Annotated in this window: 12 protein-coding genes; all 12 read left to right on the forward strand. The window is 41.6% G+C overall.

Going from position 1 to position 13,572, the window contains the following annotated elements; translation table 11 throughout:
• Positions 1-4 precede the first annotated feature (4 nt).
• The 12 genes from J2Z20_RS03890 (at position 5) to J2Z20_RS03945 (ending at position 13,500) form a co-directional block, all read left to right on the forward strand.
• Positions 5-1,081, forward strand: coding sequence for a 23S rRNA (cytidine(2498)-2'-O)-methyltransferase RlmM (locus tag J2Z20_RS03890; protein ID WP_245251851.1), 1,077 nt, complete (start codon positions 5-7; stop codon positions 1,079-1,081).
• A 228-nt stretch (positions 1,082-1,309) separates the two neighbouring features.
• A complete protein-coding gene (locus J2Z20_RS03895) occupies positions 1,310-2,776 on the forward strand; it encodes a serine/threonine-protein kinase (protein ID WP_209845574.1) in 1,467 nt (488 codons plus the stop codon).
• A gap of 30 nt (positions 2,777-2,806) precedes the next feature.
• Entirely contained in the window at positions 2,807-3,805 is a 999-nt protein-coding gene (locus J2Z20_RS03900; protein ID WP_209845576.1) for a flagella basal body P-ring formation protein FlgA, read from the forward strand.
• Entirely contained in the window at positions 3,802-4,542 is a 741-nt protein-coding gene (locus tag J2Z20_RS03905) for a hypothetical protein (RefSeq protein ID WP_209845578.1), read from the forward strand. The genes J2Z20_RS03900 and J2Z20_RS03905 overlap by 4 nt, the downstream gene beginning before the upstream one ends.
• Positions 4,539-5,375, forward strand: coding sequence for a hypothetical protein (locus tag J2Z20_RS03910; protein ID WP_209845580.1), 837 nt, complete (start codon positions 4,539-4,541; stop codon positions 5,373-5,375). Before J2Z20_RS03905 ends, J2Z20_RS03910 begins: the two co-directional genes overlap by 4 nt.
• Positions 5,376-5,379: 4 nt before the next feature.
• Positions 5,380-7,272 (forward strand): ATPase, T2SS/T4P/T4SS family, encoded by a 1,893-nt coding sequence (locus J2Z20_RS03915; RefSeq protein WP_209845582.1) that lies wholly within the window; start codon positions 5,380-5,382, stop codon positions 7,270-7,272.
• Complete coding sequence (locus J2Z20_RS03920) at positions 7,262-9,331, forward strand: hypothetical protein (protein WP_209845584.1); 2,070 nt, start codon at positions 7,262-7,264, stop codon at positions 9,329-9,331. The genes J2Z20_RS03915 and J2Z20_RS03920 overlap by 11 nt, the downstream gene beginning before the upstream one ends.
• Before the next feature lie 26 nt (positions 9,332-9,357).
• Positions 9,358-9,834, forward strand: a complete 477-nt coding sequence (locus tag J2Z20_RS03925) for an ABC transporter permease (RefSeq protein WP_209845586.1) — start codon at positions 9,358-9,360, stop codon at positions 9,832-9,834.
• A gap of 71 nt (positions 9,835-9,905) precedes the next feature.
• On the forward strand, positions 9,906-10,292 hold the full coding sequence (locus tag J2Z20_RS03930; protein ID WP_209845588.1) for a hypothetical protein: 387 nt from the start codon (positions 9,906-9,908) through the stop codon (positions 10,290-10,292).
• A 68-nt stretch (positions 10,293-10,360) separates the two neighbouring features.
• The gene (locus tag J2Z20_RS03935) at positions 10,361-10,858 is read left to right on the forward strand and encodes a hypothetical protein (protein ID WP_209847265.1); all 498 of its coding nucleotides are present in this window, start codon (positions 10,361-10,363) and stop codon (positions 10,856-10,858) included.
• The gene (locus J2Z20_RS03940; protein ID WP_209845590.1) at positions 10,845-11,828 is read left to right on the forward strand and encodes a hypothetical protein; all 984 of its coding nucleotides are present in this window, start codon (positions 10,845-10,847) and stop codon (positions 11,826-11,828) included. Before J2Z20_RS03935 ends, J2Z20_RS03940 begins: the two co-directional genes overlap by 14 nt.
• 118 nt (positions 11,829-11,946) lie before the next feature.
• Positions 11,947-13,500, forward strand: a complete 1,554-nt coding sequence (locus tag J2Z20_RS03945; RefSeq protein ID WP_209845592.1) for an ABC-F family ATP-binding cassette domain-containing protein — start codon at positions 11,947-11,949, stop codon at positions 13,498-13,500.
• Positions 13,501-13,572 lie beyond the last annotated feature (72 nt).

Raw genomic sequence — 13,572 nt, forward strand, 5'->3', positions numbered from 1 at the left:
TCATTTGGATAATGAACAAATAACTAGTAATGACACCCGCGAAGGACATTCCAGATTTATATGTACTGCAAATCATGGATTTGCCCCTTACGCACAAGAAGAATTACGGCGTTTATTCGGAGCGGTCAAGAGCACGATGCTGATTTCAGGTGAAGTGTTCTTGGCAACACTCAATCGCTCAGCTGTGGAAGCAATAGAGCTCATTTCCGAGCATCCGCCCATTTTCCTTCGTCATATTCAGCCCGTTCAGTTTGAACAAGCGATTGTTAGTGATGAAGGAAATGATTCGCAGCAGCAAGCGCTCGAGGCGATGATTGCATTTCTATTAAACCGTAAAGATACTTATGGACTAAGAACGACCGTACAAGTTCGAAAATCTGGAGACAGCCCATATGAAGGGAGTCCAGCTGAATTGAAACAATGGGTGCAGGAGCAGCTTGCTTCAGCAAATATGGAATTCGCCCTGCGCGATGCAGATGTGATCATTTCGATTTTTGTTTCAAAAGATAAATTGTTTGCAGGTGTTTCTTCGCCAGAAGATAATTTATCCGATTGGAGCGGGGGAGCTATTCGTTTCCAAAAGGAAGAAGGACAAATTTCGAGGGCGAAATTCAAGCTGCTTGAAGTGGAGAAAACGTTTAACATAGATTTCACCAATTTCCGGAATGCGCTCGATATTGGAGCAGCACCTGGAGGATGGACGTCTTTTCTTATTGAACGCGGAATTCATGTGACAGCTGTCGACCCAGCAAAGATGCATCCATCGTTGATGGCTTCACCGCAACTTACTTATTTCAAGAAGAATGCAGCTGATGTAAAATTTAAAGAAAACCAGTTCGATTTGCTCGTATGCGATATGAGCTGGAGTCCGAAGCTGATGGTTAAATTGGTTACGGATCTGCTATATGCGTTAGTGCCTGGGGGAACAGCTATTGTGACCGTGAAATTACTGCACAAAAAACCGATGGCAGTTATTCGTGAGGTCATTCAAGAGTTTGAAGATGCACGTATGCAAATACAGAGAGCGAAGCAGCTTTTTCATAACCGCGACGAAATTACGTTATATATGATCAAATATTAAATTTTATTAATGTAATTAAATATTTATATATTGAATATAAGAGCAGAATGATGAGAATCAAAAATAATGCTTTACATTTTGTAAAAGCTTGATCTATAATGATTCCAAAATTATACAGACGATGATAAAAGGGAAAGCATCCCGAAGAAATGTAACGTTCAGTGCATAGTGCTGAACGACGATACAACTTCGGGTGCTTTCTTTTTTTTGCTTAAAGAAGGAGGTGTCATGTTGAAAAATCCATCTAAATTAGCACAAGGGATGCTTCTGGGAGATCGCTACCGAATTACTAAGCAAATTGGAACTGGGGGCATGAGTCATGTGTTTGCCGCGGAAGATATGAAGCTGCCTGGGAAGGTATGGGCTGTAAAGGAAAGCGTATCTACACCAGATCTCTATCACAGAGTCCAGGATGAAGCGCAAATGCTCATTACGTTAAAACATTCGAAATTGCCCCAAATTATCGATTTTTTTCCGCCAGATGAGGATGGTTATACGTATCTCGTCATGGATTTTATAGAAGGGGTGACACTGACTCAATATTTACAGAACTTTCGTGATAAAGGGTCCGTACAGTTGATTGTTCATTTCATCGATCAGATCTGCGAGGTGCTTCAATATTTGCATACCCATGAACCACCGATTGTCTTTCGCGATTTGAAGCCTTCTAATGTGATGATCACTCCTTCAGAGGAAATTCGGCTGATTGATTTTGGGATTGCACGGAATTACAAACAAGAGCAGCACGAAGACACAGTAAAGCTCGGAACGTTAGGTTTTGCGGCTCCAGAGCAATATGGCGGCAGTCAAAGCGACCCGAGGTCCGATTTGTATGGTTTAGGTGCTATGATGCTGTTCATTGCTACAGAAGGCACTTATACAGAATGGGTCAACGGCACAGATAGGTTTATTCGCAAAGATTGGCCGAGCTATCTGCTCCCAGTTATTCGCAAGCTGCTGGAATATGATCCGGACGACCGATATCAGTCCGCATTAGAGGTTAGGTCAGCTCTTCAAGATCCTAATCAAGTTGCTGCAAAACATAGGAGAATCGTACCCGCAGGCACACAGGTAGTCGCTGTCATAGGAGTAACTCACGGTGTAGGGACAACTCATACGGCTGTTGCCATCGCACATTTCTTATCTCGGCAATATTCAAAGGTTGCGATTGCTGAGCTGGGCGGTAAATCACAGGCCTTCTATCGAATTCAGCAAATTGTCGAGGATGCAGGAGATTTCAGGCTCATTAGCCGTCAATTTGAGATCGATGATATTCATTATTGGAGGCAAGTAGGGGCAGGGGACATTCTGTCCTTATTAGGAGGCGAGTACAGCTTTATTGTTCTAGACTTAGGGGCTTACGAGGATAACGAGCTTTTTGAAGAATTTTTAAGGTCTAATATTCCGATCGTTGTGGGCTCAGGCGCCGAATGGCGGCAGCAAGATATGATCTTATTTTCAAAGGCGTTAAGCACTCATTCGCAGCATAAATGGAATTACTGTATGCCGCTCGCACCATCGAAAGCTGTTCAGCGGTTGAAGAAGGAGCTTAGCAATCAGCGTGTATACGGTCTGCCGCTGCACCTGGATCCTTTTGACCAGGATGATGCGATGGACGAAGCTTTGGGTGAAATATTTAAAGGATACCTTCCATCTTCAGTGAAGCGTAGACGGTTTTGGTTTTCGGCAAAATGATGAAAGACATGCCAAGAAAGGATAATGATCATGTCAAAAATAAGACAGCGCACAAAACATTTAATATACGCGGGACTCATTGGAGCTGCGATCGTAGCATTATTTTTTGCCGGGTACATCATTTACAGCTTGATGCATGCCCATAATATCAAAGAATCGATAAGACAGCAGTATGAGGGTGAGATTGAGGCGATGAAGCAAGCGGAAGAGCAGCAACGTCAGTCATTAGTTGATGTATGGGTTCCAGTTCGTAATATGAATTCAGGGGAATATATCAAACAAAGTGACTTACAGGCGATACAGCTGCCTAGAGCTAGCGTACCTGATAATCGAGTACTGAAGCGAGAGGATTTAGTAGGGAAAGTGTTAAAAATTGAACTTCATAAACAGACACTGATCACTAAGTCTATGATTTTCGCTGAAGAACCGACCCCTGCAGATCTTCGTAACCGAGAATTAAGCTCGATTGGACTTCCTTCTGATTTGAAAAATAACGATGTCATTGATATCCGTATTCAATTTCCTACGGGTCAAGACTATATCGTTTTATCTAAGAAAAAGATTGATAAGCTCGCATCTCCGACGATGTGGATTCAGATGAATGAAACGGAAATTTTATTGCTCTCAAGTGCTTTGGTTGATGCCTATTTGCACAAAGCAACATTGTACGCTCTTACCTATGTCGAGCCACAAATGCAGGATGAAGCGATTCCGACTTATCCAGCGAATGAGGAAGTGCAGAGACTTCTTAACAGTGATCCGAACATCGTGAAGAAAGCGGAGCAATATTTATCAAAGCAGATACGTGAACAATTAGAAGATGACTTGGAAGCACAGATGCCTGTATATAATGCTCCTTCTAGTGTCGTCACTCCTGAACAATCACAAGCGGCGCAATCAGTACAACAAGACAATCTTCCTTCCACATCTATGGAAACAGGGGAGCAGGGTCTTATATTTAAGGACCAGTCTGTTCATGAGCAAGAAGCAGTGGAACAGATGACGGGTGTCGGAGGGGAAGCAGAATGAAGCGATGGCTGTTTGCAGGCATTTGTGACAAAAGTGATTTCATTCTGTATGTGAGTAAAATATTGGCGTCTGCCGGTCATAAGGTACTTGTCGTCGATGCTACAGCTCGGCAGAAGTACATATACAGCATCGGAAGTGTGGATTCATACATGAGCATCACACAATTTTCAGGCTTCGATGTGGCGATCAGCTTTCAGTCAAATACTCATTTGGAACAATATTTATCTGAGGAAGAAGCGGGGATTGAACAGTACGACTATGTGCTATATGACATCGACATCGTCAGCTTTTGTTCAGAGGTTTGCTGGCAAGAGGCAGAAGGTCGGATTTGGCTGACTACGTTTGAGAGGTATTGCGTGGAGAAAAGCGCTGCGTGGTTTGAACAATTGCTCAGTGAATACAGCGGTCTGCAATCATTAAGCCCTGCATTAAAGTTCAATCAAGTGTATCTGAACACGGTAGACTGGCATTTTGAAGAAACGTATATTCATTCTTTTGTAGAGCATCTCCCATTTGAGTGGGACACAGATGCGGAGCAAGTTGTAATACCTTGGGATGAAATGAATTATGCCATTAAGCTCGAGAATGAGTACAACAGAACATTAAGAATGAAGCAGTTATCCCATTCATATTTGCGTGGGCTTAGTGCACTAATTTGTCATTTGTCCAATATTCAGGTAACAGACATTAAACGCGCGATTAAGGTTTCCAAGCGTGCGGGAAGGGGAAGTTCATGAGTAAAGTATTGTTTTGGAGTCCAGTACAAGGCAGTGTTGATTCAGCATATTATATGTCGGCTGTCTCTATGATGATTAGTCTTGAGTATCGACTACGGTTGCTCGTAGGCCATACAGGAACACAAGGGTCAAGTATTGAGGAAGCTTTGACGCTTAAGGATTCACTGTATGATTCGGCGTTGCTATCGTTTCGAGACAGCGGGGTCGATGCGCTTGCAAGGCTTTGGATGAGTCACAAGCTAACAAAGGATAATATTGCCGATTATATGCATTCTCTTCTTCCAGAAAGGTTGGATTTGTTAACCGGCGGAGGGCAAGGGACTTCTAACCATGTATATGACAGTGAACAATTGATCCAATCTATATTACATACAGCAGGTCACTACTACGATTTACTTATGATTGATCATTCACCTAGTACGATTTCGGCTTCCACAACTGTATTTCGTGAGGCAGACTTAATCGTTGCTTGTTTACCTCAGAACATGCGGGTACTCGAATCATTCTTTTCTCAAAATAGTTGGCCAGAAGCAATGCATGGTAAACCTTATATTGTTCTTATCAGCAACTATGATGCTGAGTCGAATAGCAATTTACAAAATATAAAACGGCGCTTCCGATTTAAAGGTGCGATATTCGGTATTCCTTACAATACTCAGTTTATGGACGCTTGGAATGATCGTGATTTGGTCTCTTTCTTTAAGCGGAATTATCGGATGGAGAAGAGAGATTCAATTGGTAATTTTATGTGCAGTATAAGGAATTTGGGTAAAGGTATGATTGAAATGCTAGGGATGGAAGTTACTCTGAGGCAGTTTGAGAAGGGGGCGTAAATGATTGGCGGATATAGCTAACCTGCTCCTAATCTTTCTCATTCTCCTTACAGGAGCATGTCTATTGTTTCTGTTATTCCGTCAAACGGCTAGTTCTTCCTCTGAACAACGTGATCCTCACATTTCGTATTCTTTAGACACTATGACATCATACATCAAAGAAACGCTCCATGAACTTAGTCATAATCAATTGACGGATCTTGGGTTACATGAGGAAGAATATAGACGGAGATTGAATAAACGGTCCGAGTTAAGGCGCGCTTTAAAGGGGTGTATTTCTGGAGATGTTCATGACAAACGGTATGTTAAGGAGTTTATTTCTGGTTTACTTCGAAAGTCATATGGGCTTAACGAGCAAAACATTCATTTTGCCATTCCTTTCGAGGATATCAATGCATTAACGGATCAGGATAAATTTGAAATTATATTTTACATCTATCAGCAGCAATATCAATACGATGCACTTACGAAGCTAATTGATAAGTACAAGCTAGATCAATTAAAGAAGTCTTCGCCCTTCGAAGATCAGCCTTCGTACGTTGTGACTAAAGAAGAGATCGACCATATTTTTCAAAAGGAATACCGTCCTCTTCAGTTTGAAGAGAAAGTGCAAATCGTAGTGCAGCGTATATATCAGCATTACAAAGGATTCTCGGTTGTGGATGACATACGCGATCAGCGCATCGATGGTGTCAGCGGAGGGGTCAACGGTATACCAGGTGAAACAGCTTGGTCGCAAGGTGATTTAGCGCTTTACACGAAGCAAATGATCCATCCCGATCAATTGCCTGCAAGAGGATGCGATAGCGTGTGGATATTTTTTAAAGGCAAATCCATTCATTTATCGTTCTTGTCTTTCGGTACAGATCTAGAGCTAAAGCGTGTTTGTCAAAACATTTATAAATACAATCACCCTGGTCAGTTGTCGGAAGCGAACGGCTATAAAGTGAATGAAATGAAGGATGGTTCGCGCGTCGTCGTTGTTAGACCGCCATTTGCGGAATCATGGGCATTTTTTGTGCGGAAATTTGATGTCCCCAATGCTTCCTTAGAGCAGTTAATTAGTGACAACAATTCAGAGCTTCCAATAGCACTCCTTACGTTCCTTATGAAAGGCAGCCGGATTACGGCAATTACAGGCGCTCAAGGATCAGGAAAAACGACACTTCTCATGGCCATGGTCAAACATATTTACGCATCCTACACACTTCGCGTGCAAGAGATGGCTTTTGAGCTCCATCTTCGAAATATTTACAGTAGACGGAATATTTTAAGTTTTCGGGAGACCGAAAATGTGACAGGTCAGCAAGGACTAGATGTGCAGAAGAAAACTGACGGAACCGTCAATATTTTGGGAGAAGTAGCTACGGATGAGGTCGCTGCATGGATGATTCAAATGTCACAAGTCGCCAGTTTATTTACGATTTTTACGCATCATGCTAAGACGTTTCGCGATTTGATTCATTCATTGCGAAATTCACTGCTTAAGACAGGAATGTTCCATGACGAAATGATTGCAGAGCAGCAGGTCGTTAATGTCATTAACTTTGATGTCCACCTGAAGCGGGACGCTAATGGTCAGAGGTATATCGAACGAATAACCGAGTGTATTCCACGTATAGAGGAGCAGTTTACGCCGTTTATAAATCAAGGAGGAACACTTAAGCAAATGATGGGGCAGTTCATGGAAGTGAGCTCGGAATTTTTTCGTAGATCAGTTCATCGTTCTGCCTTTGAATCTCGAAACATTGTCGAATATCGGAACGGCCAGTATGTTGCGGTCAATCGAATTTCTGACGGAAATGTATCACAGATGGCTGAACAGATGACTTCAGACGATGCTAGATTGTTTAGGCAATTTGTGCACAAGTATTGGGGTGAAACGAATGAAGCTTAGCCATACAATACTCATTTATATACTGTGTTTCTCTCTAACCGGACTCGTCCTAGTCTGCTGTGGGCTATTATGGCTGCAGCGGCGAAAAGTGAGAGTTGCTCAGTCTGTTTTATTTCCGAAGGAAGCGGGAACTCAGCATTGGAAAGCAGGAATGACCTATTTCTTACAGCAGTCGTATCAGTACTGTATGCGGGTGGCATTTCTCCGTACATACGTGTTGAAAATTCGCAAGCGACTGTCAAGCATTCACGCATTCGATGAATTTCATCTTCGCAAAGAAACAATGAAAACGACGTTTATCGTACTTGGCACGTTGACTGCTGGCTCTGGTTTATTGTTCTGGATCAATCCAGATGTAAGCTTTCTTCCAGTTATATTCATTGCTGCTATTGTCATCAACGGACTGCTTATTGATACTTTTGTCAATCGACTAGAACGAAGATTATTAACGCAAATGGTTGATCTTGTTGCGAATGTGCGGCACCGGTATCATCAGCATGGTATGGTCGAAGAGGCAATCTATGAAGCTGCCGACACGTCACAGTTTGAAATTACGAAGCATGCCTACCGAATCTACGAAGCTCTAACTTCAGTCCATCCTGATGAAGAGTTGGAAAAATACTATGAGACAGCTCCGAATCGCTTCTTGAAAGCCTTCGCTGGAATCTCCTTCATGATTATGGAGTTTGGCGATAAGTTGAAGTCTCAAGGATCGATCTACTTACAAGGATTAAGCAGTCTTACAAAGGAAATTCAGCTTGAAATCTTACGCAGAGATAAGCTCGATTATTTACTTAAGGGGTTGAATGTGATTGCGCTTGCTCCTGTTTTTTTTACAAAGCCGATTGAACGGTGGGCTCGAGGCAATTTCCCGGCTATGGATGATTTTTACGTCAGCAAACTTGGGCTTGTTACGAAAATGTTAATCTTCGTTCTCATTATCGTGTCGTACATTTTATTGCAAAAGCTTCAGCAGTACGATGAAACGATATACCGAGCGGGGAGGGAACGCAAATCGTGGGAGCAGCGAGCAGCTTCTTGGCGATTGTCGAGATGGCTGATTAAAAGAATCGCGCCCCATCCTCGCACTAGCGCTTATTTTAAAATCATTATGCTATTGCGGGATACCAATGCAACGCTTCGTTACGAGTGGTTGTACATTAGGAGAGCAGTTCTGTTTATTGTTTGCTTCAGTGCGTGCTTTGTTACTTGCATCATTTTACATGAGCACGCTAAGACACAAATTTTGTATGCCCCCGTAAAAGATGAAATGCTCTTTGGCAAAATGTCGCCTGAGCAACAGCAGCTGGCACAAACGTTAAGTGAACGAGATCGCACTGTAATGAAAAAGGTGCATATGTCAGCTAATGCATCTTATGAGGAAGTCGCAAACGTAGTTAAGACTAACAGTGAGAAGCTGTCTAATGATGCGGTCATAGAGCAAACGAATCGTGTACTTGGCAAGCTTAGGCAGTGGAATAACGAATATTTTAAATGGTGGGAACTGCTGATTTCTATCATTGCAGGCCTTATTGGGTACTACATACCGCTATGGCTTCTCTATTTTCAAAAAAAGGTTCGTTATATGGATATGAGACACGAGGTTTATCAATTTAACACCGTTATATCGATGCTCCGCGAGATGGAACGGATATCCGTTGAGAACATATTAGAGTGGATGAATCGGTTTGCTATCATTTTCAAAACACCAATCCAGAAGTGTCTTCTCCATTATGAGCATGGTGCCGAGATGGCTTTAGAAGAAATGAAAAATGAAGTGACTTTCACGGAATTTGGTCGCATTGTGGACAAGCTTTTACTTGCTGTCGACAGAATTCCGATTTCACAAGCGTTCGATGATTTAGAAAGTGAAATGGCTTTTTACTTCGAGCAGCGAAAGCAACAATATGAGCAAACGATTAACACGAAAGCGACTCTAGGCAGAATGATTGGATTTACACCGATGTACGCGTTAATTTTCTGCTATTTAGTCATTCCGCTGATTGGAATGAGCTTTACGCAGATGAATGAATATTACGATCAGATTCAAAAAATTTAATTAAATCCATTGGAGGTCGGAATCGAATGAATAACGCTTCAACAGCTTTAAAAGTAGCCGCGGGTATATTTCTTACCATCGCACTTATTACGATCGTAGTTATATTGTTTATTTCTGCTCAAGAAGCTACAAAGACGGCACAAAACAACTTCTCAGACATTCAAACTGAATTATCTCAAGCAGCATTTACGGTATATGATGGCACAACCATTAGCGGATCGCAGGTAACGAACGCTCTGCGGAAGTTTAAAGGTAAGGATCAGTTTGGGATATTAGTGAAAACCGGAAAAAACAAAGTTGTTGGAACTTGGTATGGAAATGTACTAGAGGATAATCCAAACAGTTCGATCTATGGTTCGGTTATTGGTAATGGAGCACCAGTTTTTAAAAGCGCTCTAGATGAAACGAGTAACGATTACGTCAATCCCAGCGGTAAATTTAAAGCTGAAATCGTTAAAGATAGCTCCAATGTGGTACGTGGGTTAATCTTTGTGCAATCGTAACACGAATAAAGTTCAAGACGCTGAAAGTCTCCTCTATATAGAGGAGACTTCATATAAAGGCAGGTTAGATGATGTCAGAAACTACACAAAGAATGCTTTTATTAAGTGTTGCTCTAAGTTTGTTTATTACTGCTTGTGTGTATACTCTTCATCTCGGTTCACAAATGGATAGAGCATTATTGGTAGTAAGAGACAATAATTATGGGCAGAAACGCTCAGTTCAATCAACAATTGAAATGACTGACCCAGAAACCTATTCAGGGGCTCAAGTGCTGCAAAGTATCGCGCAAATTAAAGAAAATGGTGTAGCGATTAAGGTAGACGGCCATATCTTTCCCGAAACGACGGATATAAACGACGTAGATGTGTCTCTACTCGATCTAACTAAAAACTATATCGTATCTTACATACGAAATGGCTCGGGGAAGCTTATACAAATTGTTTTCAACAAGCGTTAGGAGAGGTGGCTCACGTGAATTCGTTGTCTAAAGTGTTTGCGGCAATTATTGCGGTGCTGCTGCTCTATATGTTTCCTACGACCCAGGCGGCAGAACGACAGGACGATCTTTCGCAAATGGTCGTGTACAATTCACTGACTCAATTTGTAGATGCAGTTCGAACAAAAGGGTATTTAACGCCGATCATGTATGAGGATTTTATAACTGAAATGAATGCAACTGGGGGGACTTATCAAGTTGAAATGGAGCATTTACACAAAAAATATCATCCCGAATATAGTGATCCCGCAAATCCGAATACATTTGAGGATAAATTCAGCGTTTATTATGATGGTTTCTATACGGAGAAGCTGATGAATGTACTGTTTCCAGACAACAATGAACCAAAAGATAGTGACGACCGAAAATATAAGTTTAATGTGGGAGACTTTTTTACGGTTACTGTGAAGAATACGAATCGAACAATATCTTCTGTACTAAGAGACTTCTTAACAGGATCAAACAGAGGGGATGGGACAACGATTGCTGTTCCTTATGGAGGAATGATTCTGAATGAAGATTACTGAGTTTGGGCTTGTATTTGTGATTATCTTTTTGCCGTCGTTTGTTATATTTGGGTACCATGTCAATGACCAACAGCATGTCAATCGGTTGCTCGTGCAATATTCAACTGCACTTAGAACTGCTACACAGGATGCAGCGAAATCATTAGATATTAACGAGATGCAAGAGTACGAATCGAAATACGAATCGTTAAAATCATTTAAAGCCGACAAGGACAGTGCGTTGAACAGTTTTTTGCACACCCTCTATTTAAATTTCGGAATATCTGAAGACTCTTCAGCTCAGGAAGCATTGCTCAGGTTTATTCCAGCCCTTATTGTCATTGATTATGATGGATACTATATTTATGCGGCTTCAGAATATGTGAATGATAACGGGGAGACGATAATTTCCCATGAATGGTCTCCTAAGAAACCATATGCTTATGCGGATAGAGATGGGAACAGCGTACAGTTTACTCTTGATTCCTATGTAACTGCGTATGGTGCGAACAACCAAACGTGGTACCATGGATTTCAACATGAAATACAAGGAACGAATACGATACCGTTGCTTCAAGATGCAGATACATTTGACCATGTGCGTCGTTCAACGATTGTTACGAGTATTCAAAATGATTTGGCATATTACATTAATAAGCACAACGAGTATGCTTCAAGAGTCGGAGTGACTTATGAATTTACGCTTCCGACCATTTCTCAGGAAGAATGGAACAATTCCATTGATGACATAGGGATTATTGCATTTATACAAGGGATGCCTGTAGGGGATCAATATTTAAACAATTACGCACTGGGAAGCGGGAGATTAGTGAAGAAGCCGGTCATTTATGGGGCAGTAGACGACGCAACGGGGTTGAAATATTACTATCCAGACAGCTGCAAATTTTCATATCGGGTGGAGCAGGCTTTTAGCAGCAAGAAGGAAGCTGCGGCGCAAGGATACTATGAACGAAGCTGTACGAATCAGTGAAATTATCTAATGATTTTGACTATTCAGTCAAGCTCAATCCTATGTTACAATAGATTCTTGAATGTTCAAAAATCTGTATTTAACAAAGGACTCAATAGATAGGAGCTTGCATTATTATATGAGTTTATTGACTGTTGAAAATGTATCCCATAATTTCGGGGAACGAACTCTATTTAAAAATGTATCCTTCCGGTTACTTGCCGGTGAACATGTTGGTTTAGTGGGTGCTAATGGTGTTGGTAAATCTACTCTAATGAATATATTAACCGGCCAATTGCTCAAAGATGAAGGAAAAGTGGAGTGGACACCGAAAGTTCGCTACGGTTATTTGGACCAGCATACGAAATTAACGCCAGGTAAAACGATCCGTGATGTTCTAAAAGATGCATTTCTACCGCTATTAGAGCTTGAAAAAGAAATGATGGCAATCACGGAGAAAATGGCAGATGCTTCACCAGAAGAGTTAGAAGTACTGCTCGAACAAATGGGTGAAATTCAAGAACAGCTTGAGATCGGCGATTTCTACATGATTGATGTCAAGGTTGAAGAGATGGCGAACGGTTTAGGTCTTAACGCTATCGGTTTGGATCGGGACGTTGCATCGCTTAGCGGTGGACAGCGTACTAAAGTATTGCTGGCAAAATTGCTGCTTGAGAAGCCAAACGTTCTTCTTCTTGATGAGCCTACAAACTATTTGGATGTCGAACATATTCAGTGGCTTACCAATTATTTGAAGGAATACCCGTATGCATTCATCCTTATTTCACATGATACGGAGTTCATGAATCAAGTGGTTAATGTCATTTACCATCTTGAGTTTGCGAAGTTAACTCGTTACTCAGCTAACTACGAGAAGTTTCTTGAAATGGCGGACATCAATAAAAATCAACATATTGATGCATATGAGAAGCAACAAGAGTTTATTAAGAAGCAAGAGGACTTTATTCAGCGCAATAAAGCTCGTTATTCGACTTCAGGACGAGCGAAGAGCCGTGAGAAACAGCTCGAACGTATAGAACGGATTGATCGACCTCAAGAAGCTCCAAAACCGACATTCCAATTCAAAGAAGCGCGTGCCAGCGGAAGAATGGTATTTGAAGGCATTGATTTTGAAATCGGATATACACATCCGCTGCTTCCCAAAATGTCGATGACGATAGAACGTGGAGATAAGATTGCTATTGTCGGCTATAACGGTGTAGGTAAATCGACATTGCTCAAAACGATACTTGGCAAAATTCCGCCGATCAGCGGTAAAACGTATCAAGGGGATTTCTTATACCCTGCTTACTTCGAACAAGAAGTAAGGCCAGGCAATATTACGCCAATTGACGATGTGTGGAATGAATTTTCACATTTGAATCAACATGAAGTGCGTGCTCATCTGGCGCGTTGCGGATTAAAGAATGAGCATATCACTCGTCCGCTGAACATGCTGAGCGGAGGCGAGCAAGCGAAGGTACGTCTTTGTAAATTGATGATGCGTGAGACGAACTGGATCTTGTTTGACGAACCGACGAACCACTTAGATGTCGTTGCGAAGGAAGAGCTTAAGCGAGCATTGAAAGAATTTAAAGGAACCGTACTGCTCGTATCCCACGAGCCTGACTTTTATGAAGATTGGGTTACGAAAATTTGGAATGTAGAAGAATGGTCTACTAAAAAAGTTTAATCCTATAAATGCAATGAAATGGCTGTGCTATTGCTGAGATGACAATAGACAGCCATTTTCTCATCTGTATTC

Origin of the sequence: Paenibacillus sediminis (genome assembly GCF_017873765.1) — a bacterium.
Taxonomy (GTDB): domain Bacteria; phylum Bacillota; class Bacilli; order Paenibacillales; family Paenibacillaceae; genus Paenibacillus_AG; species Paenibacillus_AG sediminis.

Bases quoted from the DNA above. Each gene is read 5' to 3' on its own strand.
- J2Z20_RS03905 (WP_209845578.1), top strand. From the start codon at position 3,802: ATGAAGCGATGGCTGTTTGCAGGCATTTGTGACAAAAGTGATTTCATT.
- J2Z20_RS03900 (WP_209845576.1), top strand. From the start codon at position 2,807: ATGTCAAAAATAAGACAGCGCACAAAACATTTAATATACGCGGGACTC.
- J2Z20_RS03930 (WP_209845588.1), top strand. From the start codon at position 9,906: ATGTCAGAAACTACACAAAGAATGCTTTTATTAAGTGTTGCTCTAAGT.
- J2Z20_RS03910 (WP_209845580.1), top strand. From the start codon at position 4,539: ATGAGTAAAGTATTGTTTTGGAGTCCAGTACAAGGCAGTGTTGATTCA.
- J2Z20_RS03940 (WP_209845590.1), top strand. From the start codon at position 10,845: ATGAAGATTACTGAGTTTGGGCTTGTATTTGTGATTATCTTTTTGCCG.
- J2Z20_RS03895 (WP_209845574.1), top strand. From the start codon at position 1,310: ATGTTGAAAAATCCATCTAAATTAGCACAAGGGATGCTTCTGGGAGAT.
- J2Z20_RS03945 (WP_209845592.1), top strand. From the start codon at position 11,947: ATGAGTTTATTGACTGTTGAAAATGTATCCCATAATTTCGGGGAACGA.
- J2Z20_RS03925 (WP_209845586.1), top strand. From the start codon at position 9,358: ATGAATAACGCTTCAACAGCTTTAAAAGTAGCCGCGGGTATATTTCTT.
- J2Z20_RS03920 (WP_209845584.1), top strand. From the start codon at position 7,262: ATGAAGCTTAGCCATACAATACTCATTTATATACTGTGTTTCTCTCTA.
- J2Z20_RS03935 (WP_209847265.1), top strand. From the start codon at position 10,361: ATGTTTCCTACGACCCAGGCGGCAGAACGACAGGACGATCTTTCGCAA.